General features: G+C 74.1%; 26 protein-coding genes. 13 read left to right on the top strand and 13 right to left on the bottom strand.

Annotation, left to right across the window (positions count from 1 at the left end; all coding sequences use genetic code 11):
- Positions 1-99 precede the first annotated feature (99 nt).
- Entirely contained in the window at positions 100-1,098 is a 999-nt protein-coding gene (gene alc / locus CKY47_RS20435; RefSeq protein ID WP_306747494.1) for an allantoicase, read from the bottom strand.
- Positions 1,095-2,390: an allantoinase AllB gene (gene allB, locus CKY47_RS20430; protein WP_306747493.1), complete on the bottom strand. Its 1,296-nt coding sequence runs from the start codon at positions 2,388-2,390 to the stop codon at positions 1,095-1,097. Before allB ends, alc begins: the two co-directional genes overlap by 4 nt.
- Positions 2,391-2,596: 206 nt before the next feature.
- Here allB and uraD point away from each other — a divergent pair, with 206 nt between their 5' ends.
- From uraD to pucL, 3 genes are read left to right on the top strand one after another with little or no spacing between them, the layout of a single operon-like run.
- On the top strand, positions 2,597-3,112 hold the full coding sequence (uraD, locus tag CKY47_RS20425; protein WP_306747637.1) for a 2-oxo-4-hydroxy-4-carboxy-5-ureidoimidazoline decarboxylase: 516 nt from the start codon (positions 2,597-2,599) through the stop codon (positions 3,110-3,112).
- Positions 3,109-3,396 (top strand): hydroxyisourate hydrolase, encoded by a 288-nt coding sequence (locus tag CKY47_RS20420; protein WP_306747492.1) that lies wholly within the window; start codon positions 3,109-3,111, stop codon positions 3,394-3,396. The genes uraD and CKY47_RS20420 overlap by 4 nt, the downstream gene beginning before the upstream one ends.
- Positions 3,397-3,398: 2 nt before the next feature.
- Positions 3,399-4,277 (top strand): factor-independent urate hydroxylase, encoded by an 879-nt coding sequence (pucL, locus tag CKY47_RS20415; RefSeq protein ID WP_306747491.1) that lies wholly within the window; start codon positions 3,399-3,401, stop codon positions 4,275-4,277.
- A gap of 16 nt (positions 4,278-4,293) precedes the next feature.
- On the opposite strand, the gene CKY47_RS20410 is transcribed toward pucL, so the two are convergent.
- The 4 genes from CKY47_RS20410 to aceB all read right to left on the bottom strand — a co-directional run bounded on the left by CKY47_RS20410 (position 4,294) and on the right by aceB (position 8,168).
- A complete protein-coding gene (locus CKY47_RS20410; RefSeq protein ID WP_306747490.1) occupies positions 4,294-4,842 on the bottom strand; it encodes a GNAT family N-acetyltransferase in 549 nt (182 codons plus the stop codon).
- 44 nt (positions 4,843-4,886) lie between these two features.
- Entirely contained in the window at positions 4,887-5,345 is a 459-nt protein-coding gene (locus tag CKY47_RS20405) for an Imm1 family immunity protein (RefSeq protein WP_306747489.1), read from the bottom strand.
- A gap of 101 nt (positions 5,346-5,446) precedes the next feature.
- Entirely contained in the window at positions 5,447-6,637 is a 1,191-nt protein-coding gene (locus tag CKY47_RS20400; protein ID WP_306747488.1) for a DUF6986 family protein, read from the bottom strand.
- Position 6,638: 1 nt separating this feature from the next.
- Entirely contained in the window at positions 6,639-8,168 is a 1,530-nt protein-coding gene (aceB, locus tag CKY47_RS20395) for a malate synthase A (RefSeq protein WP_306747487.1), read from the bottom strand.
- An 83-nt stretch (positions 8,169-8,251) separates the two neighbouring features.
- Between aceB and CKY47_RS20390 the strand changes: the two genes are divergently transcribed.
- Positions 8,252-9,007, top strand: a complete 756-nt coding sequence (locus CKY47_RS20390; RefSeq protein WP_306747486.1) for an IclR family transcriptional regulator — start codon at positions 8,252-8,254, stop codon at positions 9,005-9,007.
- A gap of 44 nt (positions 9,008-9,051) precedes the next feature.
- Here CKY47_RS20390 and ftsY read toward each other — a convergent pair whose 3' ends face one another.
- Positions 9,052-10,485 carry a signal recognition particle-docking protein FtsY gene (gene ftsY / locus CKY47_RS20385; protein WP_306747485.1) on the bottom strand — a complete coding sequence of 478 codons (1,434 nt, stop codon included), beginning with the start codon at positions 10,483-10,485 and terminating at the stop codon, positions 9,052-9,054.
- Positions 10,486-10,600: 115 nt separating this feature from the next.
- On the opposite strand from ftsY, the gene CKY47_RS20380 reads away from it, so the two are divergent.
- Both CKY47_RS20380 and CKY47_RS20375 read left to right on the top strand, forming a co-directional pair.
- Positions 10,601-11,722, top strand: a complete 1,122-nt coding sequence (locus CKY47_RS20380) for an anhydro-N-acetylmuramic acid kinase (RefSeq protein WP_371320703.1) — start codon at positions 10,601-10,603, stop codon at positions 11,720-11,722.
- Positions 11,709-13,265 (top strand): sodium:solute symporter, encoded by a 1,557-nt coding sequence (locus CKY47_RS20375; RefSeq protein ID WP_306747484.1) that lies wholly within the window; start codon positions 11,709-11,711, stop codon positions 13,263-13,265. Before CKY47_RS20380 ends, CKY47_RS20375 begins: the two co-directional genes overlap by 14 nt.
- A 57-nt stretch (positions 13,266-13,322) precedes the next feature.
- Here CKY47_RS20375 and CKY47_RS20370 read toward each other — a convergent pair whose 3' ends face one another.
- Complete coding sequence (locus CKY47_RS20370; RefSeq protein WP_306747483.1) at positions 13,323-14,258, bottom strand: GNAT family N-acetyltransferase; 936 nt, start codon at positions 14,256-14,258, stop codon at positions 13,323-13,325.
- Between the two features lie 47 nt (positions 14,259-14,305).
- Here CKY47_RS20370 and CKY47_RS20365 point away from each other — a divergent pair, with 47 nt between their 5' ends.
- The 4 genes from CKY47_RS20365 (at position 14,306) to CKY47_RS20350 (ending at position 17,224) form a co-directional block, all read left to right on the top strand.
- Positions 14,306-14,899, top strand: coding sequence for a maleylpyruvate isomerase N-terminal domain-containing protein (locus tag CKY47_RS20365; RefSeq protein ID WP_306747482.1), 594 nt, complete (start codon positions 14,306-14,308; stop codon positions 14,897-14,899).
- A gap of 10 nt (positions 14,900-14,909) precedes the next feature.
- On the top strand, positions 14,910-16,103 hold the full coding sequence (locus CKY47_RS20360; protein ID WP_306747481.1) for a cytochrome P450: 1,194 nt from the start codon (positions 14,910-14,912) through the stop codon (positions 16,101-16,103).
- 108 nt (positions 16,104-16,211) lie between these two features.
- Positions 16,212-16,493: a hypothetical protein gene (locus CKY47_RS20355; protein ID WP_306747635.1), complete on the top strand. Its 282-nt coding sequence runs from the start codon at positions 16,212-16,214 to the stop codon at positions 16,491-16,493.
- Between the two features lie 14 nt (positions 16,494-16,507).
- Complete coding sequence (locus CKY47_RS20350; protein WP_306747480.1) at positions 16,508-17,224, top strand: lysophospholipid acyltransferase family protein; 717 nt, start codon at positions 16,508-16,510, stop codon at positions 17,222-17,224.
- A gap of 518 nt (positions 17,225-17,742) precedes the next feature.
- Here CKY47_RS20350 and smc read toward each other — a convergent pair.
- The 4 genes from smc to CKY47_RS20330 form a co-directional block, all read right to left on the bottom strand.
- Positions 17,743-21,447, bottom strand: coding sequence for a chromosome segregation protein SMC (gene smc / locus CKY47_RS20345; protein WP_306747479.1), 3,705 nt, complete (start codon positions 21,445-21,447; stop codon positions 17,743-17,745).
- Between the two features lie 64 nt (positions 21,448-21,511).
- Entirely contained in the window at positions 21,512-22,171 is a 660-nt protein-coding gene (locus CKY47_RS20340; RefSeq protein WP_306747478.1) for an anti-sigma factor family protein, read from the bottom strand.
- Complete coding sequence (locus tag CKY47_RS20335) at positions 22,168-22,674, bottom strand: sigma-70 family RNA polymerase sigma factor (protein WP_306747477.1); 507 nt, start codon at positions 22,672-22,674, stop codon at positions 22,168-22,170. Before CKY47_RS20335 ends, CKY47_RS20340 begins: the two co-directional genes overlap by 4 nt.
- A gap of 33 nt (positions 22,675-22,707) precedes the next feature.
- Positions 22,708-23,004: an acylphosphatase gene (locus tag CKY47_RS20330; RefSeq protein ID WP_306747476.1), complete on the bottom strand. Its 297-nt coding sequence runs from the start codon at positions 23,002-23,004 to the stop codon at positions 22,708-22,710.
- A 37-nt stretch (positions 23,005-23,041) separates the two neighbouring features.
- Here CKY47_RS20330 and CKY47_RS20325 point away from each other — a divergent pair, with 37 nt between their 5' ends.
- The 3 genes from CKY47_RS20325 (at position 23,042) to CKY47_RS20315 (ending at position 24,924) form a co-directional block, all read left to right on the top strand.
- A complete protein-coding gene (locus CKY47_RS20325; RefSeq protein WP_306747475.1) occupies positions 23,042-23,776 on the top strand; it encodes a CAP domain-containing protein in 735 nt (244 codons plus the stop codon).
- 18 nt (positions 23,777-23,794) lie between these two features.
- On the top strand, positions 23,795-24,328 hold the full coding sequence (locus CKY47_RS20320) for a hypothetical protein (RefSeq protein WP_306747474.1): 534 nt from the start codon (positions 23,795-23,797) through the stop codon (positions 24,326-24,328).
- A 134-nt stretch (positions 24,329-24,462) separates the two neighbouring features.
- The gene (locus tag CKY47_RS20315) at positions 24,463-24,924 is read left to right on the top strand and encodes a hypothetical protein (RefSeq protein WP_306747473.1); all 462 of its coding nucleotides are present in this window, start codon (positions 24,463-24,465) and stop codon (positions 24,922-24,924) included.
- A gap of 6 nt (positions 24,925-24,930) precedes the next feature.
- On the opposite strand, the gene CKY47_RS20310 is transcribed toward CKY47_RS20315, so the two are convergent.
- Positions 24,931-25,464, bottom strand: a complete 534-nt coding sequence (locus tag CKY47_RS20310) for a GNAT family N-acetyltransferase (RefSeq protein ID WP_306747472.1) — start codon at positions 25,462-25,464, stop codon at positions 24,931-24,933.
- Positions 25,465-25,526 lie beyond the last annotated feature (62 nt).

The following is a 25,526-nucleotide window of genomic DNA, read 5'->3' as shown; positions in this document are numbered from 1 at the left end:
CAATCGGGTTACCGCAGGCTTTCAGGGGGGTGGTGCGCCTCACAACCGACTCAGGTCGTACAGGTCATCAGCCCTTGGGCGGACGACTTTGACGGTTGTTCAGCTCAGTTCCCGGTACCTCCGGGTGATCGCCCTGAGGCCGTCCGTCGTCAAGCGGCCGAACAGCCGAAGGCGTGCCATCCCGCCGTCGGGGTGGATGTCGAGCCGCGCGTGCGTGGCCTCCGGGACCGCCTCGACGGGGAAGCGGTGGCGGGTGTCGGGTTGCAGGCGGGTGCGGGGCAGGACCGGGAACTCCGCGCCGGTGCGCTCGTCCCGCCCGGTCACCGACGCCCAGCCGGGCGCGTTGCCCTTGAAGTGCGTGGTGTCCAGCTCGACCAGCCGCACCGCGCCGGCCGCGGCCAGCCGCACGTCCACCCAGTCGTTGCCGTCGTCGCGGCGGCGCGCCGTCTCCCAGCCCTCCCCCATCACCGCGGCCTGGCCGGGCGCGATGAGGTTGCCGGGCGAGCCGTAGAACATGTCGCTGCACCCGACCACCGCGCCCCCGTTCTCCAGCGCCGCCAGGTCCACCGCCTCGGGCAGCAGCAGCGCCGGGTCGGGCACCGGCTCGCCGAAGACCCGCAACCGGGCCACCCCGCCGTCCGGGTGGATCGTCAGCCGCACGTGGGTGTACCGGCGTGCGGCGTCGACCTCGAAGGAGTTCTTCCGGTCGCCCCCCAGCGGCGACTTGGGCACCAGCTCCTCCCAGCCGGTCAGCTCGGTCGGGTCCGGGTGGCCGACCGCCGAGGTGGCCTGGACCGAGGCGAACGGCGGGTAGTTGCCCGTGAAGAACGCCGTGTCGACCACCACCGCCTTGACCACGCCCGGCAGGCCGAGGCGGACGATCGCCGAGTCCTGCCCCGGTTCGCGCCGGCGCCGGGTCTCCCAGCCGTCGTAGACCTGCCCCTTGTGGCCGAAGGTGTAGGTGTCGAACACGGGCTCGGCCCGTTTGATCAGGTTCTCCCGCTCGGCGAACAGCTCGTCGTTCGCCCACACCACGCCGCCGCCGAACTCGCGGCACGCCAGGTCGGGCAGGTGGGTGAAGCCGGGTGCCTCGGTCATGCGTCTCCTCGGGTGAGCAACCGCCCGCGCGGTCGGTCGTCGATCGGCTGCCCGCGCAGCCACGTCCGGCGCACCACGCCGGCCAGCGGTCGGCCGTGGTAGGGCGTCACGGGGTTGCGGTGGTGCAGCGCGTCCCGGTCCACCACGAACGCCTCGTCCGGCGCGAACACGACGAAGTCCGCGTCCGCGCCCGGCGCGATGCGCCCCTTGGTGGTCAGGCCGACCAGGTCGGCGGGGTTGCCGGCCATCCAGCGGACCACGTCGTGCAGGGTGTGGCCGCGCCGCCGGGCCTGGGTCCACACGGCGGGCAGGCCCAGCTGGAGGCTCGCGATGCCACCCCACGCGGTGGCGAAGTCGCCCGCCTTGAGGTCCGGCGTGCACGGCGAGTGGTCGGTCACCACGAGGTCGACCACGTCCTCGCCGAGCGCGCGCCACAACGACTCGCGGTTGGCGGCGTCGCGGATCGGCGGGCAGCACTTGAACTCGGTGGCCGCGTCCCCGATCTCCTCGGCGACGAACGTCAGGTAGTGCGGGCAGGTCTCGGCGGTGACGGCGAGGCCGCGCGCCTTGGCGTCGCGGACGTGCGCCACGCCGTGCCCGCTGGACAGGTGCAGCACGTGCAGCCGCGCGCCAGTCTCCTCCGCCAGGCCGACGACGGTGGCGATGGCGCCGGACTCGGCCGCGTGCGGGCGGGAGTCGAGGAACGCCCGGTAGCCGGGGCCCGGTTCGGTGATCTCGCGCGGGTCCTCGGCGTGCACGACGGTCAGCGCGCCGCGCGGTCCCAGGCGGTGCAGCGCGCGCCGCAGCTCGTCCCCGGTCACGTGCGGGAACTCGTCCACGCCGGAGTGCGCCAGGAAGCACTTGAAGCCGAACACGCCCGCGTCGTGCAGCCCGTCGAGGTCGTCGAGGTTGTCCGGCACGATGCCGCCCCAGAAGCCGACGTCCACGTGCGCCCGCTCGCGCGCCACCTCCCGCTTGGCCTCCAGCGCGGCCACCGAGGTCGTCGGCGGCAGGCTGTTGAGCGGCATGTCGACGATGGTGGTGACACCACCGGCGGCCGCCGCCCGGGTCGCGGTGGCGAAGCCCTCCCACTCGCCGCGCCCCGGCTCGTTCACGTGGACGTGCGTGTCGACCAGGCCGGGCAGCAGCACCTCGTCGGCCGCCAGCTCGACGACCCTCGCCCCGTCCAGGCGGTCGGCGACGGCCGCGATCCGACCGCCCTCCACGCCCACGTCGGCCCGGCGCTCGCCGTCCGGGGTGATCACGCGGGCAGCGCGCAGCACCAGGTCCATCGGATCACCTTCGCACCCATCGGGCGCGGTGCGAAGCCCCGGTTTCCCCGGCGGCGGTCCCGGCCGCGCCGAGGTGGGGCGGGTGGCCGGGCCGACGTCGTTGACACGCTCCGAAGGCGCTCGTACCGTCCCCCGTTGCGGAAGTGGCATTCCGCCATGCAAAAGAGGGGGCCGCCGTGCCTGATCCCGCCGTGCCCGATCCCGCCGTGCCCGATCCCGCCGCGGCCGATCCCGCCGGGTTCGACCTCACCGGTTTCAACACCGCGCCCGCCGACGTGCTCCGGCCCCTGCTCACCGAGTGCCTCGCGGTGCCGCGCTGGGTCGACGCCGTGCTGGCCGGGCGGCCCTACCCCGACGTGGACGCGCTGCTCGCCGGCTCCGCCCGCGCCGCGGACCTGTCGGACGAGGAGGTGCGCGCCGCGCTCGCCGGGCACCCCCGCATCGGTGAGGGGGCGCGGCGCGGCGGCGTCTCGGCGGCGTGGTCGGCCGACGAGCAGTCCGGTGTCGCGGGGGCGGCCGCCGACCGGCTCGCCGCGGCCAACGCCGCGTACGAGGACCGGTTCGGCCACCTCTACCTCGTGTGCGCCACGGGGTTGTCCGCCGGGGAGGTCCTGGACGACCTCGCCGCGCGGATGGACAACGAGCCCGCCGCGGAACTGCGCGTGGCGGGCCGGGAACTCGGGAAGATCGCCGCGCTGCGGCTCGGGAAGGTGGTGGCATGAGCACGCTGTCCACGCACGTCCTCGACGCGGAGGCCGGTCGGCCGCGGGTCGGCGTGCCGGTGCGGTTGGAGCGCGACGGCGCGGTGCTGGCCTCCGGCCGCACGGACGACGACGGCAGGCTGCGGTTCGCCGAGGAGCTGGAACCCGGCGTGCACCGGCTGGTGTTCGAGGTCGACACGCCGTTCTACCCGGAGATCACGATCGCCTTCCGGGTCACCGAGGGGCACCTGCACGTGCCGATCCTGCTGAGCCCGTTCGCGTTCACCACCTACCGAGGGAGCTGACCATGGGGATCGTCCTGGGCCCGAACCAGTACGGGAAGGCGGAGAACCGCCTGGTGGTCGTGTCGCGCGACGGCGACGTGCACACGATCAAGGACCTCACCGTCGGCACGTCCCTGCGCGGCGACCTCGCGGACACCCACCTCACCGGCGACAACTCGAAGGTGCTGGCGACCGACACGCAGAAGAACACGGTCCACGCGTTCGCCAAGCAGGCCCCGGTGGGCGAGATCGAGGACTTCGCGCTGCGCCTGGGCAGGCACTTCGTGTCCTCGCAGGAGGCGATCACCGGCGCGCGGGTGCTGGTGGACGAGCACTCGTGGCAGCGGATCGAGGACAACGGCCACTCGTTCGTGGGCGGTTCCGCGGAGAAGCGCACGACGGCCGTGACGGTCGACGGCCCGCGCGCCTGGGTCGTGTCGGGCGTGCGGGACCTGGTGGTGCTCAAGACGACCGGTTCGGAGTTCCACGGGTTCCCCCGCGACGAGTACACGACGTTGCCGGAAACCGAGGACCGCGTCCTCGCCACCTCGGTGACGGCGCGGTGGCGCTACCGGGACGAGGACGTCGACTGGGCCGCGTCGCACGCGGCGATCCGGCGGCTGCTGCTCGGCGCGTTCGCCGCGAAGCACAGCCTGTCGCTGCAGCAGACCCTCTACGCGATGGGCGAGGCCGTGCTGCTCGACCGGCCCGAGGTCGCCGAGGTGCGGCTGTCGATGCCGAACAAGCACCACTTCGCGGTCGACCTGTCCCCGTTCGGCCTGGAGAACCACAACGAGGTGTTCCACGCCGCCGACCGCCCGTACGGCCTCATCGAGGGTTCCGTGCTGCGCGACGACGCCGAGGACGTCGGCCTGGCCTGGTACTCGCTGCCGGAGTTCTGACCCGGCAGGGGCCCGGTCAGCCCGGCTTGACCGCGGCGTACAGCAGCATGTCCACGCGCCGCCCGCCGATCTCCTGGTGGCTGCGCATCAGGCCCTCGCGCTCGTACCCGGCGGCCTCGGCGGTGCGGACCGACGCCGTGTTCCACGGTTCGACGTGCAGCTCCACCCGGTGCAGCCCCGGCACCGTCCACGCGAACCGGGTGAGGGCGGCGAGGGCCCGGCCCGCCGCGCCGCGCCCCCGGCTGCGGGGCGCGATCGAGTAGCCCGCCGACGCCCGGCCGGCCGGGAGCTGGGCCAGCCAGAGGCCGGCGCCGCCCAGCGCCTCGTCGGTGTCCCGGTCGGCGACGCAGAACGAGTACCCGTAGCCGGTGGCGAGGCGGTCGTGCTGCCGGGCCAGGTAGGCGAGGGCCTGCTCGCGGTCGGCGTTCAGGGGCAGCGTGCCGATCGTCGGCACGTACGGGTCCGTCGCGAGGTCCAGCACCATGTCCACGTCGCGGTCCTCGAACGCGCGCAGGCGCACGTCCTCGAAGGTGGGGGGCGGTGACGGCACGACGAGGGGTTCCACGCCCTCGATCATGACCCCGGGCGGCCCCGGCGGGCCACCCGGTTTCACACCTCGCGCAGGGCCATCCGCCGCACCCGCCACTCGTGGAACAGGTCGGCCTCGTCGTACCAGTCCACGGTGGTCGGCCGCCGCGCGGTGGCGAGGAACTCCAGCAGCACCTCGCGGAACAGCGGCAGGCGCAGGCCCACCCCCGGCGGGAAGTCGGTGTACCGCTCGTCCACGTACGGCGCGTCCGGGTCGCCCTTGGGCCAGCCGGTGAAGTCGTCGTCCACGTAGTTCAGGTAGCCCCACGGGCCGCGCACGGCGAGGACCAGGTTGTGGTCGCTCTCCCCGTCCGCGTCCAGGTCGCGGGCGAAGTGCTCCAGCATCCCGTCGTTGCACTCCGGCCGCCCCAGGGCGGCGATGAGCACGTCCACGTCCTCCGGGCACGCCACCACCTGGTACCGGAACTCGGCCCGTTCCAGGTCCGGCAGCCCGGTCCACAACCCGGCCCGCATGGTCATGGCCCCCACCATGGCCGGTCGTCGCGCGCTCGGCCGCGCGGAACCGCGAGATCACCCCTTCCGGTGACGGCGGGGTCCGCCGCCGGGGGCTTCGCGGCCGGTCACCCCCGCCGGGCCAGGGCCCTCAGCTCGTCCGGGCCGAGGCCGGTCGCGCGGCGCACCTCGTCCTCGTCCAGCGCGCCGCAGTCCAGGGCGCGCACGAACGACGACGACAGCGCCCGCGCGGTGGCGGGCTCGTCCAGCACGGACCCGCCCGCCCGCGCCACGTACGCCCGCAACCGCGCCGCGTCGCCCGCCAGGCCCTCCAGGTGGAACGCGTGCACGGCGGCGTACCGGGTCACCAGCTGCGCCGGGTGCAGGTCCCAGCCCTGGTGGAAGCCGTGCGCCAGGGAGCGGCGGACCAGGCCGTAGTGGGTGCGCCAGCCGTGCTCGACGGCGTCGCCGACGGGCAGCACGTTGGTCGAGCCGTCCGACACCTCGACCCCCGTGCCGGCCGCCGACACCTGCATGACGTTGCGCGCGAAGTCGCACGCGCCGTGCGCGAGGTGCTGGTGCGCCGCCCCGAGGCCGCAGTCCGCCGTGTAGTCGTAGGTGCCGAAGTGCAGGCCGCTCACCCGCCCCCGGCCCGCCTCGATGAGCCGCGGGATCGCGAGCCGGCCGGCCGGGTCCACGATCGACCGGGTCGTCTCGACCTGGATCTCGAACCGCAGCGGCAGCCCGAACAGGTCGAGCACGTCGCCGAGCACCTCGACCTGGTCGACCGAGGTGACCTTGGGGAAGGTGATCACGAACCCCTCGGGCGCGCCGCCGAGCGCGGTGAGGAACACGTCGAGCGTGCGGATGCCGCGCTCCCGCAGCGCCCGCGTGTCGAACGACTTCATCCGCAGCCCGAACCGCGGCGGCGCGGCGCCGGAGGCCACCCAGTCCCGCACGACCAGCGCGGTGCGCTCGGCGTCGGCGTCCTCCTCGGCGTCGGGGCGCGGGCCGTAGCCGTCCTCGAAGTCGACGCGCAGGTCCTCGACCGGTTCGGCGGCGAGCTTCGCCCGCACCCGGTCGGGCAGCACGGCGGCCAGGTCGTCCGGCAGGCCGAGGACGCGCCCCAGGTCGGGGTGCGCGTCCAGGGCCGCAAGCGCTTGCGCGCCCCAGACCCGCACGGTGTCCGCGGTGACCCGGTCGGCGGGCACGTAGCAGGTGTGCACCGGCTGCCTGCCGACCGGCGACCGCTGCCCGGCGTCGGCCAGCCGCGCGGTGAGCGCCCGCACCGCGTCGGCGGGCAGCGACGTGCGCGGCACGTCAGATCCGCTCGTAGGCGGGCAGGGTCAGGAAGTCCACGAAGTCGTCGGACAGCGCGACCTGCTCGAACAGCTCCACCGCCGCGTCCAGGTGCTCGCCGTCGAGCCGCCCGCGGACCTCCGCCAGCACCTCGCGCACCAGCTCGGCGGTGACCGGCGTGCCGTCGTCGAGCACCACGTCGTTGTGCACCCACTGCCACAGCTGGGAGCGGGAGATCTCGGCGGTGGCGGCGTCCTCCATCAGGTTGTGGATGGCCGCCGCGCCGTTGCCGCCCAGCCACGACAGCAGGTAGCGCACGCCGACGTCCACGGCGGACTCGACGCCCGCGCGGGTGGCCGCACCGCCGGTGGACGCGAAGTCGAGCAGCTGCCCGGCCGTGACCTCCACCTCGGGCCGCAGCACGTCGAGCTGGTTCGGCTCGCCGCCCAGCCGCTCGTCGAAGATCTCCCGGCACACCGGCACGAGGTCCGGGTGCGCGACCCACGAGCCGTCGAACCCGTCACCCGCCTCGCGGGTCTTGTCGGCGCGCACCTTCTCCAGCGCGTTCTCCGTGACCTCGGGGTCGCGCCGGTTCGGGATGAACGCCGCCATGCCGCCGATGGCGAACGCGCCGCGCTTGTGGCAGGTGCGCACCAGCAGCTCGGTGTAGGCGCGCATGAACGGCGCGGTCATGGTGATGCTGTTGCGGTCGGGGAGCACGGCGTCCGGGCCCGCGTCGCGGAAGTACTTGATGATGCTGAACAGGTAGTCCCAGCGGCCCGCGTTGAGACCGGACGCGTGGTCGCGCAGCTCGTGGAGGATCTCGTCCATCTCGAACGCGGCGGGGATCGTCTCGATCAGGACGGTGGCGCGGATCGTGCCGTGCGGGACGCCGAGCCGCTCCTGCGCGGCGGTGAACACGCTGTTCCACAGCCGGGCTTCGAGGTGGCTCTCCATCTTCGGCAGGTAGTAGTACGGCCGGCCGAGCGCGGCGTTGTGGAAGAAGTGCAGGCCGAAGTCGACCAGCGCGCCGATCGCCGGGCGGCCCTCGACCTCGAGGTGCCGCTCCGGCAGGTGCCAGCCGCGCGGGCGGACCACGATCGCGGGCCGCTCCACGTCGTCGCGCAGGGCGTAGTGCTTGCCCTCGGGCGAGGTGAACTCGACCGTGCCGCGGGCGGCGTCGTAGAGGTTGACCTGGCCGGAGACGACGTTGTGCCAGTGCGGCGTGTTGGCGTCCTCCAGGTCGGCCAGCCACACCTTCGCGCCGGAGTTGAGCGCGTTGACGGTCATCTTGCGCTCGGTCGGGCCGGTGATCTCGACCCGCCGGTCGCGCAGCGGTCCCGGGGCCTCGGCGACCTTCCAGTCGCCCTCGCGGACCTCCCTGGTCGCGTCGAGGAAACCGAGCGGGCGGCGGTGCGCGCGGCGGCGCATCAGCGCGGCGTGCTCCGGCGCGAAGCGGCCGTGCAGCTCGGCCACGAACTCCAGCGCGTCCGGCGTGAGGATCTCGTCCCCGCGCTCCACATCGCCCCCGAGGACACGAACACCGGACATGGAGGTCCACCTCGTTTCAGCTCGGTTTCTACTTGGCGGACTATAGTTTTCACAACGCGGAACGGCAACGAAGGAGTGGTCCCGTGGCACGAGAGTCGGGCGGCGGGGTCCAGTCGCTGCAACGGGCCTTCGACCTGCTGGAACGCCTCGCGGACGCCGGTGGCGAGGCGAGCCTGTCCGAGCTGGCCGCCACCTCCGGCCTGCCGTTGCCGACCATCCACCGGCTCATCCGCACCCTCGTCGCGCTGGGGTACGTGCGGCAGAACAGCAACCGCCGCTACGCGCTCGGCCCCCGGCTGATCCGGCTGGGCGAGAGCGCGTCGCGGCAGTTCGGCACGTGGGCGAGGCCGTTCCTGGCGCAGCTCGTGGACCAGGTGGGGGAGACCGCGAACCTGGCCGTGCTGGACGGCGACGAGGTGGTGTACGTGGCGCAGGTGCCGTCGCGGCACTCGATGCGGATGTTCACCGAGGTCGGCCGCCGGCTGCTGCCGCACGGCACGGGCGTGGGCAAGGCGATGCTCGCGCGACTGCCGCGCGACGAGGTGCGGGCGCTGCTGGCGCGCACCGGGCTGCCCGCGTACACGCCGAACACGATCACCGACGTCGACGCCCTGCTGGTCGAACTGGACCGCGTCGCCGAACAGGGTTACGCGCTGGACGAGGGCGAGCAGGAACTGGGCGTGCGCTGCGTCGCCGTGCCGCTGCCCGGGGCCCCCGCCCCGGCCGCCCTCTCGGTCTCCGGCCCGGACAGCAGGCTGACCAAGGAGTCGGTGGCCGGCATCCTCCCGGCGATCCTGGGCACCGCCGCCCACCTGACCACCCAGGCCACCCGCACCTGACCCCGAGAGTCCAACGCCCTGCGGGTTGGACTCTCGGGTGGGGGTCAGTTGAGGAGGGCGTCCACGAAGGCCTGCGGTTCGAACGGGGCCAGGTGGTCGGCTCCCTCGCCCAGGCCCACGAGCTTGACCGGCACGCCCAGCTCGCGCTGCACCTGGAACACGATGCCGCCCTTGGCGGTGCCGTCGAGCTTGGTCAGCACGATGCCCGTCACGTCGACGACATCGGCGAACACCCGCGCCTGGGTCAGGCCGTTCTGGCCGGTGGTGGCGTCGAGGACGAGCAGCACCTCGTCCACCTCCGCCTGCTTCTCCACGACGCGCTTGACCTTGCCCAGCTCGTCCATCAGGCCGGTCTTGGTGTGCAGGCGGCCCGCGGTGTCGATCAGCACGGTGTCCACGCCCGCGTTCACGCCCTGCTTGACCGCCTCGAACGCGACCGACGCCGGGTCCGCGCCCTCCGCGCCGCGCACGGTCGACGCGCCGACCCTCGAACCCCAGGTCTCCAACTGGTCGGCGGCGGCGGCGCGGAACGTGTCGGCCGCGCCCAGCAGCACGGTCCGGCCGTCGGCGACGAGCACGCGGGCCAGCTTGCCGGTGGTGGTGGTCTTGCCGACGCCGTTGACGCCCACGACGAGGAGGACGGCCGGCTTCACCCCGTGAGGACCGGTGGAGTGGGGCAGCGCGTGCACGACGCGGTCCATCTCCGGGTGCAGCGCGTCGACCAGCACGTCGCGCAGCAGGGCGCGGGCGTCGTCCGGCGTGCGCACGCCGCGGGTGGCGATCTGCTCGCGCAGCGCGGCGACGACCTGGTCGGTGATGGCGGAACCGAGGTCGGCCATCAGGAGGGTGTCCTCGACGTCCGTCCACGAGTCCTCGTCCAGGTCGCCCGCGCCGAGCAGGCCGAGCAGGCCCTGGCCGAACGTGGACCGCGACCGCGACAGCCGCCCGCGCAGCCGCTCCAACCGGCCCGCGGTGGGCTCGATCTCGTCGATCTCGGACGCCTCTTCGGGCAGGTCCACCTCGACGAACCCGCGCTTGACCGAGTCGCGCGGCACGGAGGCGTCGTCACCGACACCCGGCTGGCCGTCGACCTCGGTGCGCTCGGCGACCGGGTGCTCGACCGGTTCGACCACCGGGGGTTCGACCACCGGGGATCCGGCCACGGGGGGTCCGGCCACGGGGGGTTCGGCCACTGGAGGTTCGGCGGCCTCGGGTTCGACCACCCGGGGTGCGGCCGGCTCGGGCGCGGTGGTCTCGACCGGCTCGGGCGGGGCCGTCGACTTCGGTGGAGCGGTCGGCGCGTTGAACGTGATCGCCCCGCCGGCCTGGTAGCCCTTGGCGGGCTTCTCGACCTCGTCGCGCTTGGTCTCGGTGAGGCTGATCCGCCGGCGCCGGGACAGCGCGACGCCCGCCACGATGGCGACCGCGAGCAGTGCCGCGACGACGACGATGATCCAGATCAGGGACGTGGTGGACACCGGGCAATCCTCGCACGCCCCCCTATGTGGACGATCGACGAACCAAGTTGATTTCCGGCAACTTTCCCACCTACGGTCTTGCGCGCTGCGGGCTGTGTGGAATACACCACAGGGCGTGAGGGTGATCGGGCTCATCTCGGGCACGTCGATGGACGCCGTCGACGTCGCCGTGGCCGACCTGTCGCTGGACGGGCCGACCGTCCTGCTGACCCCCGTGGAGCACGCCGAGCACCCGTTCCCGGCCGAGCTGCGCGTGCCGCCGACGAGCGCCGCCGAGCTGTGCGAGCTGGACACGCGGCTCGGGCAACTGTTCGCGGACGCGGCGTCGCGGTACGAGGGCGACCTGGTGTCGTCGCTCGGCCAGACCGTGCACCACCGGGTCGAGGACGGCCGCTGCCTCGGCACGCTCCAGCTCGGCCAACCCGCGTGGATAGCCGAGGTCACCGGTCTGCCGGTGGTGTCCGACCTGAGGGTCCGCGACGTCGCGGCGGGCGGGCACGGCGCACCGCTGGCGAGCACCCTCGACGCGCTGTGGCTCGCCGACCTCGCGGCCGACGGGCCCGCCACCGCGCTCAACATCGGCGGCATCGCCAACGTCACCAAGGTGTCACCCGCAGGCGTGATCGCCTACGACACCGGCCCGGGCAACGCGCTCATGGACGCCGCGATGGTCGTCCTCTCCGGCGGGCTGCGCGACCGGGACGTCGACGGCGAGTACGCCCGGCGCGGCCGGGTGCGCGCCGACCTGCTCGACCGGCTGCTCGCGGACCCGTACTACGCGCGGCCCGCCCCGAAGTCGACCGGCAAGGAGCACTTCGACCGCGCCTACCTCGACCGCGCCACCGAGGGCCTCACCATGCCCGCCGAGGACCTGCTGGCCACGCTGACCGAGCTGACCGCGCGCACGGTCGCCGCCGGCTGCGAGGGCGTCGTGGTCGGCTCGGGCGGCGGGATGCGCAACCCCGTGCTCGTCGAGTCGCTGCGGCGGCACGTCGACCTGCGGGCGAGCGACGAGTTCGGGTTGCCCTCGGACGCCAAGGAGGCCTACCTCGCGGCGCTGCTGGGCTTCCTCGGCTGGCACGGGCTGCCGGCCAACGTGCCGTCCGCCACCGGCGCCGCCGGCCCCCGCCCGCTGGGGTCGTTCACCCCCGGCCGCCACCCCCTGCGCCTGCCCGAACCCGCGATCACCGCCGTTCGCGGGCTCAGAATCACTGGAGGACACCGTGCGCGCACTTGATGTCGGCATCATCGTGCTGTTCCTGGTGGGCATGCCGCTGCTGGGGGTGTGGATCGCCGGGCGGCAGCGGTCGGCGACCGACTACTTCGTCAGCGAGCGCCGCATCTCGTGGTGGGTCGTGTGCGTGTCGGTGGTGTCGGCGGAGACCTCCACGCTGACCGTGCTCAGCGTGCCCACGATCGCGTACCTGGGCACCTCGACGTTCCTGGCGCTGGCGTTCGGCTACCTGATCGGCCGGGTCGTCGTGTCGTTCGTGCTGCTGCCCAGGTACGTCGCGGGTGAGCTGATCACCGCGTACGGGTTCCTGGGCAAGCGGTTCGGGCCGGGCATCCAGAGCACCGCGTCGGTGACGTTCCTGGTGACGCGGCTGCTCGCGGACGGCCTGCGGCTGTTCGCCACGGCGATCCCGGTGAAGGTCGTGCTGGCCGCGTACGGCGTGGACGCGTCGTACTGGGTCATCGTGGCGGTGCTCGGCGTCGCGATGGTGGCCTACAGCTTCCTCGGCGGCGTGCGGGCCGTGGTGTGGGTCGACGCGATCCAGATGCTCTGGTACGTCGTGGGCGCGGTCGCGGTGATCGCGGTGCTGAGCGGGAAGCTGCCCGACGGCTGGTTCTCCGCCGCCGCCGACGCGGGGAAGTTCCAGGTCATCGACCCGTCGCTGTCCGCGTTGACCTCGCCGTACGCGATCCCGACCGCGTTCATCGGCGGCGCCGTGCTGTCGATGGCGTCGCACGGCGCGGACCAGCTCGTCGTGCAGCGGCTGATGGCGACCAAGGACGTGAAGGCGGCGCAGAAGGCGCTCATCGGCAGCGGCGTCGTGGTGATCCTCCAGTTCGCGCTGTTCCTGTTCATCGGCGTGATGCTGTGGTCGTTCTACAAGGCCGCCGCGCCGGTGAAGGACCTCGGGCTCAACAACAACGACGAGCTGTTCGCGCACTTCATCGTCAACGACATGCCGTCGGGCCTGTCCGGGTTCGTGATCGCGGGCATCCTCGCCGCCGCGCTGTCGTCGTCGCTGGGCGCGCTGGCGTCCTCGACGGTGACGGACGTGGTGCAGCGCGTGCGGCGGACGCCGATGACCGAGGCCGAGGTGTTCCGGCAGGGCCGGTTGTGGACGGTCGCGTGGGCCGGGCTGCTGATCGTGTGCGCCGGGCTGTTCGCGTCGCTGACGCGGCGCGGCAACCCGATCGTGGAGCAGGGCCTGTCGATCGCCGGGTTCACCTACGGCGCGCTGCTGGGCGCGTTCCTGCTGGGGCTGCTGTTCCGCCGGGCGCGGCAGTCCGACGCGATCGTGGCGTTCGCGGTGACGGTGGTGGTGATGGCGTTCGTGATCCTGGGCGTGAAGTTCGTCGGCCCGGACGCGACCCTCGCGATCGACTTCTCCGCCGCGGCGCCCGCGCAGAAGATCGTGTCGCTGGCGTACCCCTGGTACACGCCGATGGGCGTGCTCGTCACGCTGGTCGTGGGCGGGCTGTTGTCGTTGCGGCACAAGGGGGAGCTGCCACCGGGGGTGGACGAGCCGGTGTCGGCCGAGGCCCGCTGACCCGGTCCCGCACGCCCCGGGTCGGGCGGCGCGCTCCGCCGCCCGACCCGGGTGGGGTCACGCGGCCTTGCCGACGCGGTAGGACACGAGCTCCAGGTGCAGCCGGAAGCCCAGGCGCTCGAACAACCGCCGGGACGAGCGGTTGCCCGCGAGGATCGCGGCGGCGGCCTGGGGGCGCGCGCCCGCCGACTCGGCGAGCTTCCACACCAGCTCGGTGATCAGGGCCGCGCCGACGCCCTGGCCCCGGACGTCGGGTTCCACGGCCACGAAGTCCAGGTAGAACTCGCCCGGTTCGGCCTTGCCGGACGCGTAGCCGAGGACGCGGCCGCCGTCCATGGCGACCACGACGGTGTGCTTGCGGCTGCCGTCCACGAGCGAACGGCCGGACAGGTAGGTCTTCGGGAAGCACCGCTCGTGCAGCACGGCCACGGCCTCGTGCACGGCGCGGTCGGTGGGCAGGACGCGCATCTCGCGCGCGGGACCGGTGCGGGGGCAGCTCGCCTCGCGCAGCATCAGCTCGCGCAGGCCGTCGCCCTCCAGCACGTGGATGCCGCACGGTCGCGCGGCGGCGAAGCCGTGCCGCTCGGCGAACGCGGCGAGCCGCCGGTGGCCGGTGTGGCCGAGCAGCTCCCGGTCGGCGACGCCGTCGAGCAGCGGCGCGGCGCGGACGTAGAGGGCGTCGGCGGTCTGGTCCCAGATGCGACTGCCGGCGGGGTGGTTGACGGGTACGTCGACGAACGGGCCGTGCAGGAAGGCGCGGTTCAGCTCGGTGTCGACCTCGATGCTCAGCGCGCCGCACACCCGACCGGAGTCGTCGGTCGCGACCACCGTGCACGAGGCCCAGTCGGGCTCGAACTCGGCCAGCTCGGCCGCGAGGTCGCCGAGCGTCTCGCCGAGGTAGCCGATGTGGTGCGCGTCGTCGGCCTGCAGGCGCAGGACGAAGGCGAGCACGGCGTCCAGGTCGTCCTGGGCGGCGGGACGGATGTCGTACATGTCTGAGATGGTCACCCGCGGGTCCGACGAATGCGAGGGAGTTTTCCGTGGTGGACGGGGCGGTGGTCCGGGCGGTCGCGCGGGAGTGCGGCGGGTTCCTCGACGGGCTGGTGGGGGCCGACTGGTCGGCGGTGGTGCCGGAGGTCGGCTGGACGGTCGCCGCGACGGTGGCGCACGTGTCGGACTGCCTGCTCTACTACTCGGCGGACCTCTCCGCGGGGCCGGAGGGGCTGCGCGTGGCGGAGGTGCGGGTGCAGCCGTCCGCACCGCCCGCGGACCTGGTGCGCGCGGTGCGGACGACGGCCTCGGTGCTCGCCGCCGTCGTGGAGGGCCGGCCGCCGGACGCGCTCGGTTGGCACCCCTGGGGCCTGTCGGACGCGGCCGGGTTCGCCGGGATGGGCTGCGACGAGATGCTGGTGCACACCCACGACGCGGGCCGCGGCCTCGGCGCGGTGTTCGCACCCGACCCGGCGCTGCCCGCGGCGGTGCTGCGGCGCCTGTTCCCGGACGTGCCGCCCGGCGACGACCCGATGGCGGCTCTGCTGTGGGCGAACGGCCGCGTCCCGCTGGGTGGGCGGCCCCGGCGCGAGGAGTGGCGGTGGCGGTGCGCGCCCCTCGACGCGGCCGGGTCCGGCTCCTAACGTCGGGATCATGACGGACGACGTGCTCGACATCCCGTTCGCCGACGCCTTCTCCTTCGACCCCTCCCCCACGTGGGCGCGGTTGCGCGAGGAGGCGCCGGCGGTGCGCGTGCGCACGCTCGCGGGCGCGCGGGTGTGGCTGGTGACGCGGTACGACGACGTGAAGCTGGTGCTGGCCGACCCCCGGTTCTCCCGCGCGGCGGTGGTGGAGGAGGGCGCGCCGAGGGTGGGCGTGTCGCGCCCGCTGGCCGGCACGCTGCCGACGACCGACCCGCCCGAGCACACCCGGCTGCGCGGGCTGGTGTCCGGCGCGTTCGCGCACCGGCGGGTGGAAGGGGCGCGGGAGTGGGTGCGCGAGCTGTGCGAGGGGCTGGCCGACGACCTCGCGGCGGCCCCGGCGGACGGCGTGGACCTGCGGCGGGTGTTCGCGCTGCCGCTGCCGATCCAGGTGATCTGCACGCTGCTCGGCGTGCCGTACGACGACCGCGAGCGGTTCCGCGAGTGGGTCGAGCTGTCCTACAGCATGGAGATGTCGGAGCGGGGGCGCGTCGAGGAGGCGATGGCGGGCCTGCTGGAGTACATGGGCGCGCTGGTCGCCGCGAAGCGCGCGGAGGAGCGCGCCGGGGAGCGGTCGGCCGACCTGCTCGACGAGCTGTGCGCGACCTCGTTGACGCACGACGAGCTGGTGGCGTTCGCGCTGAACCTGCTGGTCGCCGGCCACGAGACGTCGGCGAACCAGATCACCGGCTTCGTCGCCACGCTGCTGCGCGACCGGCGGCACTGGGAGCGGCTGGTGGCCGAGCCGGACCTGGTGCCGCGCGCGGTGGAGGAGCTGATGCGGTTCACGCGGCTCAGCGAGGTCGGGCAGCTGCGGGTGGCGCTGGAGGACGTCGAGGTCGCCGGGGTGGTGGTGCGGGCGGGCGAGGGCGTGATGGCGTCGATCGGCTCGGCCAACCGCGACCCGCGGGCGTTCGACGCGCCGGACGAGCTGGACCTGGCGCGAACGCCGAACCCGCACCTGGCGCTGGGCGCGGGCCCGCACTTCTGCCTGGGCGCGCAACTGGCCCGGATCGAGCTCCAGGAGGCGCTGGGCGTGCTGCTGAGGCGGTTCCCGGGCCTGCGGGCGGCGCGGCCGGTCGAAGAACTCGCGTGGCGGCGGGTGCTGGTCAGCGGGCTGGCGGAGCTCCCGGTCGCGCCGGGTTGAGCGACATCACTTGCCGCGCGTTCACCGCTGGGGAACCCTGGACGGGTGAGCAGTGAGGAAACGATCCAACTCGAACTCAACGACAGCGGGGTGGCGGTAGACCTCCCGATGCCCGCCAACCAGCGGGACCAGGTACAGGAAGTCCCCTACCGGCCCGTCGAGTTCCGCGACGACGACCTGCCCAGCGCGTTGGAGCGCGCCGCCTCCTGGCTGCGGCAGACCCAGGACTGGCTCGGTGAGCCGGTCGACGTGATCGCCGTGCACCTGGACTACGACGACACCAAGGGGTCGCCGTACTACGCGCTGAAGCTGTTGTGCAACGAAGAGGACCTGGCGGGGGTGCCCAAGGTCGTGCGCGAACACGAAGGCTCCTCCACTACTAGCGAGTAACGTAGGCTGGTCGTATGCCAGATCGCGTGTACCCGCCGGTGATCGCCGCGGCCAAGCTGATGTTCCGCGTGCTCGACCTGCGCATCGCCCGGGAAGGCACGGAACACGTGCCGACCACCGGCGGGGCCGTGTTGGCCTCCAACCACGTGTCCTACCTCGATTTCATCTTCGCCGGGTTCGGCGCGCTGCCCGCGCGCCGGCTCGTCCGGTTCATGGCCAAGCACGAGGTGTTCAAGCACCCCGTGTCCGGCCCGCTCATGCGCGGGATGCACCACATCCCGGTGGACCGGGGCGCCGGTCAGGCGTCCTACCAGCAGGCCCTGACCGCGCTGCGGTCCGGCGAGGTCGTCGGGATCTTCCCGGAGGCCACGATCAGCCGGTCGTTCACGGTCAAGGAGGTCAAGAGCGGCGCGGTGCGGCTCGCGGCCGAGGCGGGCGTGCCGCTGCTGCCGACCGCCGTGTGGGGCACCCAGCGGCTGTGGACCAAGGGCAGGCCCAAGAGCCTGACCCAGCGGCACGTGCCGATCACGATCGTCGTCGGCGAGCCGATCGAGCCGACCACCGACGCCGCCCTGCGCACCCGCGTCCAGGAGCTGCTGGACCACGCGCAGAAGAGCTACCCGGAGTCCGGCGAGGGGCAGTGGTGGCAGCCCGCGCACCTCGGCGGCACCGCGCCCACCCCGGAGGAAGCCGCCCGGCTCGACGCCCCGAGGGGCCCGTCACCCGCGTAGCACCTCCCGGCGGAGCCGTTCGGCCAACCGCCGCTCCACCGTCGTGTAGGTGTGCCTGCCGATGCCGCCGCCCACCGCGACCAGCTCGCCGGCGGCGGTGACGGCGCAGGTGGGACGGCGCAGGTGGGGACGGCGCGGTCGCGGTGCACGACCACCACGTCCTCGTCCACGCCCCGGTCGGCCCGGTACAGGTGGACGGTGCGCGCGACGGCGGCGTAGCCGGCCTCGTCCAGGAAGCCGGGGAGCCCGGAGGGCTTCCCGGACCGGACCTCCAGCAGGTCGCCGGCCGCGGTGATCGCCAGGCCGCCCTCGACGAAGAGGACGTCCGCCTCGTGGACCGCGGTGGACACCCGGAGCCACTTCGTCCGCCGCAGCTCGGTGGAGACGCGCCACGAGGGCATGCCGATCCCGGCGGCCACCCGGTACTGCCGGTCGCCGCGCTCGGCCTGCGCGCCCCACCAACTCCCGCGGGCGGTCCTCGACGTCGCCCATGACCCGACCCTGCGCACGGCGCGGGGTCACCCGCCGGGTTCGACCTCGGGCTCGGGGACGGCGGCAGGAGGTTCGGCGGCAGCGGGCTCGGCAGCGGGCTCGGCAGCGGGAGGTTCGGCGGCGGGCTCGGCCTTGGCGCGCTTCGGCTTGTCCTCCGGCGCGCGCAGGCGCTGCGAGATCACCTGGCTGATGCCGTCACCGCGCATCGAGACGCCGTACAGCGCGTCGGCGATCTCCATCGTCGGCTTCTGGTGCGTGATGATCAGCAGCTGCGAGTGCTCGCGCAGCTGCTCGAACAGGCTGATCAACCGGTGCAGGTTGGTGTCGTCCAACGCCGCCTCGACCTCGTCCATCACGTAGAACGGCGAGGGCCGGGCGCGGAAGATCGCGACCAGCATGGCGACCGCGGCCAGCGACTTCTCGCCACCGGACAGCAGCGACAGCCGCTTGACCTTCTTGCCGGGCGGGCGGGCCTCCAGCTCGATGCCGGTGGTCAGCATGTCGCCCGGCTCGGTCAGCACGAGCCTGCCCTCGCCGCCGGGGAACAGGACCTTGAACACGACCTCGAACTCGCGGGCCACGTCCTCGTAGGCCGACGTGAAGACCTCCAGGATCTTGTCGTCGACGTCCTTCACCACGGTCAGCAGGTCGCGCCGGGTCGCCTTGATGTCCTCCAGCTGGTTGGACAGGAACTTGTAGCGCTCCTCCAGCGCGGCGAACTCCTCCAGCGCCAGCGGGTTGACCTTGCCCAGCAGCGACATGTCCCGCTCGGCCCGCTTGGCCCGCCGGACCTGGGTCTCGCGGTCGTACGGGATCGGCTGCGGCGGGGTGACGGCCTCGCCGCGCTCCTTGGCCGCCTCGTACTCGGCGACCTCCTGCGGCGACGGCGGGATGAACACGTCCGGGCCGTACTCGGTGACCAGGTCGTCCAGGCCGATGCCGAAGTCGTCGGCGACCTTGGTCTCCAACTGCTCGATGCGCATCCGCTGCTCGGCGCGCAGCACCTCGTCCCGGTGCACGGCGTCGGTCAGCTTCTCCAGCTCCACCGACATCTCCCGCACCAGGTTGCGCACCTGGGCGAGGAACGCCTCGCGCTGGCCGCGGCGCTCCTGCGCGGCGTCGCGCTCCTGCGCGGCGCGGGCGAGCGACACCGCGATCCGCTCCAGCGCCAGCTCACCGCCGCGCACCACGGCCTTGGCGACGACGGCGCCGCGGGCACGGGCGGCGTGCGCGCGCTGCGCGCGTTCCCGGGCCTCCCGCTCGGCGCGGGCGGCGCGGCGCAGCCCCTCGGCCTTGCCCTGCAACGCCCGCGCGCGCTCCTCGGCGGTGCGCAGCGACAGCCGCGCGTCCACCTCGCCCTGGCGGGCGGAGGCCAGCTCGGCGGCCATCTCGTCCCGGTGCGCGGTGTCCGGCTCGTCCTCCAGGTCCTGCTGCTCCTGGGCGACGAGGAGGCGTTCCTCCAGCTCGGCCAGCTTGAGCAGGTTCTCCTCGCGGGCCGCCTCGACCTTCCCGCGCTGCGCGCGGGCCCGTTCGACCTCGGCCTCGGCGGAGCGCACGGCCGCGGCGAGCCGGTTGAGCCGCTCCGAGGACCGGGCGCGGCGCACCTTGGCCTCGTTGAGCTGCTCCTTCAGGGCGGCGACCTCGGCGCGCCTGGCCTGCTGCTCGGCCCGCGCGCCCTCCAGCGCCGCCGTGTGCTGCTCGGCCGCCCGCTCGGCGAGCGCCAGCTTCTCGGTCGCCTCGTCGACCGCGGCCTGCACCTCGATGACGCTCTGGCTGCGCGCGCCGGAGCCGCCGACGGCCCAGTCCGCGCCCAGCACGTCGCCCTCGCGCGTCACGGCCCGCACCGACGGGTGCGCCTCCACGAGGTCCCGCGCGGCCGGCAGGTCGTCGACCACGACCAGCCCGTCCAGCGCCCGGTGCAGCGCGGGCCGCAACGCCTCCGGCGCCCGCACCAGCTCCACGGCCCACTGCGCGCCGGGCGGCAGCGGCGGCCTGCCGGAGCGGTCGGGGAACGTCGGCGCGCCGCCGACCAGCAGGCCCGCGCGCCCGCCGTCCTGCTCCTTGAGGAACTCCAGCGCGGCGACCGCGTCGGAACCCGCCGCCACCGCCACCGCGTCCGCGACCGGACCCAGGGCGGCGGCCAGCGCGACCTCCGCGCCCGGTTCCACCGTCAGCAGCGCGGCCACCGACCCGAGCAGTCCGGGCAGCCGGGACGCCAGCAGCGCGCCCGCCCCGTCCTTGCGGGTCAGGCCGAGCGACAGCGCGTCCACGCGGGCCTTCCACGACGCGATGTCGCGTTCGGCGGCGCGCTCGGCCTTCACCAGCTCCTCGACCCGGCCCCGCGCCGCGTCGTCCGCCTCGACGGCCAGCCGGTGCCGCTCGTCGAGCCCGACGTCGTCCTCGTCCTCGGTGCCGGTGGCCTCGCGGCCCTCGGCCAGCTCCCGCTGCGCCAGCTCCGACCTCTCGGCGGCCTCGGCGAGCGCGGTGGACATGCGCTCGATCTCCTCGGCGGTCGCGCTCGTCTTGGAGCGCAGCGCCTCCACCTGGCCGGACAGCCGGGCCAGGCCCTCGCGGCGGTCGGCGATCGCCCGCACGGCCGCCAGGTGCGCCTTCTCCGCCGCCGACACCTGCCGCTCCAGCTCGGCGCGGGTCTCCACGGCCTCCGCCAGCCCCACCCGGGCCTCGGTGACCGCCTCCTGGAGCTCCTCCTCCAGCATCGCGGTCTGCTCGGCCTCGGCCTCCAGCTCGTCCGGGTCGCGCCCGCCGCGCGGGGCCTCGACCGCCGCCGACAGGTGCCGCTCGCGCTCCACGGCCAGCCGCACGGTGCCGCGCAGCCGCTCCTCCAGCGCGGAGAGCCGGTACCAGGTGTCCTGGGCCCGCTGGAGCTTCGGCGCGTCGGCCGAGACCTGGTCCTCCAGCTCGTTCTGCTGGAACTGCGCCTGCTGGAGCGACTTCTCCACCTCGGCGCGACGGGCGCGGGCGCGCGCCTCGTCCTGCTCCTCGCGGGCCAGCGCCTCGCGCTGCGTCACCAGGTCGTCGGCCAGCAGGCGCATCCGCGCGTCCCGCAGCTCGGACTGCACCACCTGGGCGCGGCGGGCGATCTCGGCCTGCTTGCCCAGCGGCTTGAGCTGGCGGCGCAGTTCGGCGGTGAGGTCGGTGAGGCGGGTCAGGTTCGCCTGCATCGCCTCCAGCTTCCGCAGCGCCTTCTCCTTGCGCTTGCGGTGCTTGAGGACGCCCGCGGCCTCCTCGACGAACGCCCGCCGCTCCTCCGGCTTGGACTCCAGGATCGCGGCGAGCTGGCCCTGGCCGACGATCACGTGCATCTCGCGGCCGATGCCGGAGTCGCTGAGCAGCTCCTGGATGTCCATGAGCCGGCACGAGTTGCCGTTGATCTCGTACTCGGTGGCGCCCTCGCGGAACATCCGGCGGGTGATCGACACCTCGACGTAGTCGATCGGCAGGGCGCCGTCGGAGTTGTCGATGGTCAGCGTCACCTCGGCGCGGCCGAGCGGCGCGCGGCCGGACGTGCCGGCGAAGATGACGTCCTCCATCTTGCCGCCGCGCAGGTCCTTCGCGCCCTGCGTGCCCATCACCCAGCGGAGCGCGTCCAGCACGTTCGACTTGCCCGACCCGTTGGGGCCGACGACGCACGTGATGCCCGGCTCGAAGCGCAGGGTGGTAGCCGAGGCGAAGGACTTGAAGCCCTTCAGCGTCAGGCTCTTGAGGTGCACGCCGGGCAGCGTAACCGAGAACGGTTCGGGCCGGTCACGGACCGGGCGGGGCTGACCTGCGCGATCACGGCGCCACCGAGACCAGGACCTTCATGTCCACCACCACGTCGAGGCGCTCGATGTCCTCCACCGGGAACGAGGTGGCGCCGGGTACGCGGTCGCCGGGGACGTGGTCGGTGCCCCACCAGCCGCCGATCTCGGTGCGGCCGGCGCGGTCGTGGACGACGAGCTCGCACCTCATGCCCTTGGGCACGTTCCCGATGGTCAGCCACAGCTCCGTGCCCCACGACCGGCCGAGGAGGTCGGCGCGGGCCTCCACGCCGGAGGTCGCGTCCAGGGCGTGCCAGCTGACCGTGCCCCGGTCCGGCGCGTCGTCGCGCGGCGACGGCAGGAGCAGCGCCGCGACCGCGACCAGCGGCACGAGCACCCCGGCGGCCACGAGCGGCAGCCGGCGGCGCCGGGTCCGGGCGGTGGGTCCGGCCGGCGCCGGGTCGTCCAGGGGCGGCAGCGGCCACAGGTCCGGCGTCGGGGCCGGGTCGTCGAACGGCAGCTCCAGGTCGGCCGGCTGGACCTGCCCGAGCAGGCCGGGCAGCGGCGCGAGGCGCACCACCTCCCGGCGGCAGGTGACGCAGGTGCGCGCGTGCCGCTCGAACCACGCCCGTTCGGCCGGGTCGAGCGAACCGAGCAGGTAGGCGCCCAGCGCGATGGTCTCCGCGCAGCTCACGACCGGGTCACCCCGCGTTCCTCCAGGGCGTCGCGCAGGGCGCGCAGGGCGTAGAAGCAGCGCGACTTGACCGTGCCGGCCGGGACGCCGAGCACCGCCGCCGCCTCGGCCACCGTGCGGCGCCGGTAGTACAGCTCGACCACCGCGTCGCGGTGGTCCGGGCCGAGGGACCGCAGCGCCTCGACCACCTGCCAGCCCTGGAGGGCGTGCTCCACCGCGTCGGCGACCGGCGGCCGGCGCCGCGGTTCGACCGGGGCCTCCGGGTCGTGGCCGCCGCGCTTGCGGAAGCCGGACACCACCAGGTTGCGCGCCACGGTGTGCAGCCACGGCCCCGCGTCGGCGGGCGTGAGGTCGCCGGCGTGCCGCCAGGCCCTCAGGAGGGTCTCCTGGACCACCTCCTCCGCCTGCTGGTGGTCACCCCCGACCATCCGCAGGACGTAGCCGTGCAGCGGGCCGCGCCAACGGCCGTACAGCTGCCTGACGACATCTTCGCCCCGGTCCACATCGAGGTACTACGCCATCGGGCGGTCGCGCGTTCAACGCTCCGCGAAACCGGTGAGGCCGCCTCGGGCCGCCGACCAGCGCTCCACGACGGATTCCACCCGACCGGGGGTAGCGCCGGAACGCAGCGCGACCACCAGTTGGCGGCACGCCGACTCCGGGCCCTCGGCGTTCACCTCCACGCGGCCATCCCGCAGGTTGGAGGCCGATCCGACAAGTCCCAGCTCAAGAGCTCGTGATCGGGTCCACCAGCGGAATCCGACCCCTTGTACGTGCCCGCGCACCCAGGCGGTGAGGCGCACGACCGGTTCTGCTTCAGCCACGATGGCCATCCTGGCATTTCACCCGTTAGTGGTACGGTGCGCGACCGTGACTGCACGACGCGGTAATCGGTCCGTGATCGGCGTGCTCCTCGGCCTGCTGCTCGGCGCGGCCGGTGCGACCGGGGTCGCGTTCGCGGGGCCCGAGCAGCTCGCGCCGTTCACCGGGCAGAGCACGGCCCAGGACGGTGACGTGGGCAACGGCATCGGCGGCGTGGGCGGCATCGGCGAGCCCGCGCAGGGGCGCGAGTCCGAGGCCCCGCCGTCGACCACCGCCGCGCCGTCGGTCGACGAGACGACCACCACGACCACCACGACCACCACCACCGCGCCGACCACGACGACGCCGGTGACGACGACCACCGCCCCCCGCGAGTCGTCCACCGCGCCCACCACGACGACCACCGAGGTCGCCGCGTCCCCCGAGGCCGAGGTCGTGGCGCTCGTCAACGACGCCCGCGAGCTGGCCGGCTGCACGCCGCTCAAGGTCGACGAGCGGGTCGTGCGGGCCGCGCAGGACCACACCACCGACATGGCCGACCGCGACTACTTCTCGCACACCACCCCGGAGGGCGTGGACTTCGCCCAGCGGATGCGGTCCGCGGGCTACCCCAACCCCGGCGGCGAGAACATCGCGAAGGGCCAGCGCTCCGCCGAGCAGGTCATGACGGCGTGGATGAACTCCGACGGGCACCGGCGCAACATCCTGAACTGCGGGTTCGCCACGATCGGGGTGGGCCTGGACACGCGCGGCTGGTACTGGACCCAGAACTTCGGCTGGTAGATCACCTTGGGAGCACCGTTGCACGACACACCGGAGCAGGGCACACCGGAGTACCGGACCCCGGAGCCCGACGGCTCGCGCAGGCGCGTGTCGCCGCACTGGCTGCTGGCCGCGTCCGGTGTCGCCGTGTCGACGGTGTTCGCCACCATCGCCTCCTTCGCGGGCGCGAGCCCCGGCGCGGCCCCCGCGCCGACCCCGCGCGAGGACGTGGTCAGCCGCGACACCCTCACCACCGCGTCGCGCACGTCGTCGGCGGCCCCGTCGGTCAGCGTGACCACGACGACCGAGAGCACGCCGTCGTCCGCGGCGGAGACGACGACCACGACCACCGCGAAGCGCACCCGGGTCACGACGGTCACCAACGCGGACGGCACCACGACCACCACCACGGTCGAGGACACCGGCCCGACGCGGCAGCCGACCGACCCGGGCCGGCCGACCACGACGACCACCACGCCGCCGCCGGTGGTCACCACGACCACGACGACCACCACGGTGCCGACCACGACCGCCACCACGACGACCGCTCCGACGGGCAGCGAAACGCCGTAACGAGCGCCCGCGCGACCGGTGACGGTCCTCCACACCATCGTGTGGAGGACCGGTCCGGGCGGTGAACATCGCCCCCCGAACCGCCGATATCCCGGGAACCCGGCCGATCGACCGGGTTTCCCCTGGGAGATGGTGTGTTCGAGGAAGATCGCCAGACGTCGCCGAAGAAGCGGTTCTCGTCCGTCGCGCTGCTCGCCGCGGGCGGCGCCGTCATCGCCACCGTCATCGCCACCCTCGCGTCGATGATGGCCACCGACGACCCCGCGCCCGCCCAGCCGGAGCCGCGCGCCGGCGTGGACGCGTCGTTCACCACGTCGGAGAGCGTCCGGCCCGACGGCCGGACGGCCACGGTCGTCGTCACGGTGTCCACCCGCGCGGGGGCCGCCCAGCGCCCCGAGGCGCCGGCGGCGAAGCCCGAGGAGCAGCGGCCGGCCACGGAGTCGGCGCGGGTCACCACGGTGACGCCGACGGAGCAGCGGGCGACCACCACGCAGCCGCCGAGCACCCCGCCGTCGTCCGCCCCGGCGTCCTCGTCCGCCTCGTCGAGCGCGACCACGACCCCGACCACCGCCACGACGGACACCGGGGCGTCGTAGGGCGCGCTACCAGACGTCGCCGTCGCGCCAGTCGCACGTGAGGTCGCCCCCGAGGTCCGGCACGGCCCCCGCGGGCAGCACGAACACCCCGTCGTCCTCCTCCTCGGTGCGCACGACCCCGCCCGGGGTCATCGCGAAGGTCCGACCGCGCCACCGCAGCCACCCGCGCCCCGCGTAGAAGGGCACGCCGTCCTCGGAGGCGCTCAACGCCCCGAACGCGTACCCGCCGCGCACGACGTCCTCCAGCGCGCCCATCACCGCGCCGCCGACACCCCGGCGGCGGTGCGACGCCCGCACGGCCACCGCCTCGACGTACCCGACGCGCACCGACCGGCCCCCGTGCAGCATCTCCCGCCGCACGACCGAGCCGTGGCCGACGAGGGTGTCGCCGTCGCGCACGAGGGCGTGCACGCCGCCCAGGGCGTGCGCCCAGTCCTCGTCGGAGAACCCGCCGTCGAACGCCCCGTCGAGCAGGTCCCGCACGGCGGCGCGGGTCGGCTCGGGCAGCTGCCAGGTGTGGACCAGGGAGAGGGGTGACACGCTTCACACCCTAGGCGCGTCACGCCCGCGCCCCCGGCCCCGCTCCACTTCCGGAGAGAGGA

Origin of the sequence: Saccharothrix longispora, from assembly GCF_030852425.1 — a bacterium.
GTDB classification, from domain to species: domain Bacteria; phylum Actinomycetota; class Actinomycetes; order Mycobacteriales; family Pseudonocardiaceae; genus Actinosynnema; species Actinosynnema longispora.
Note: the sequence above shows the minus strand (reverse complement) of the source record. Positions and strands in the feature narration are given on the sequence as shown.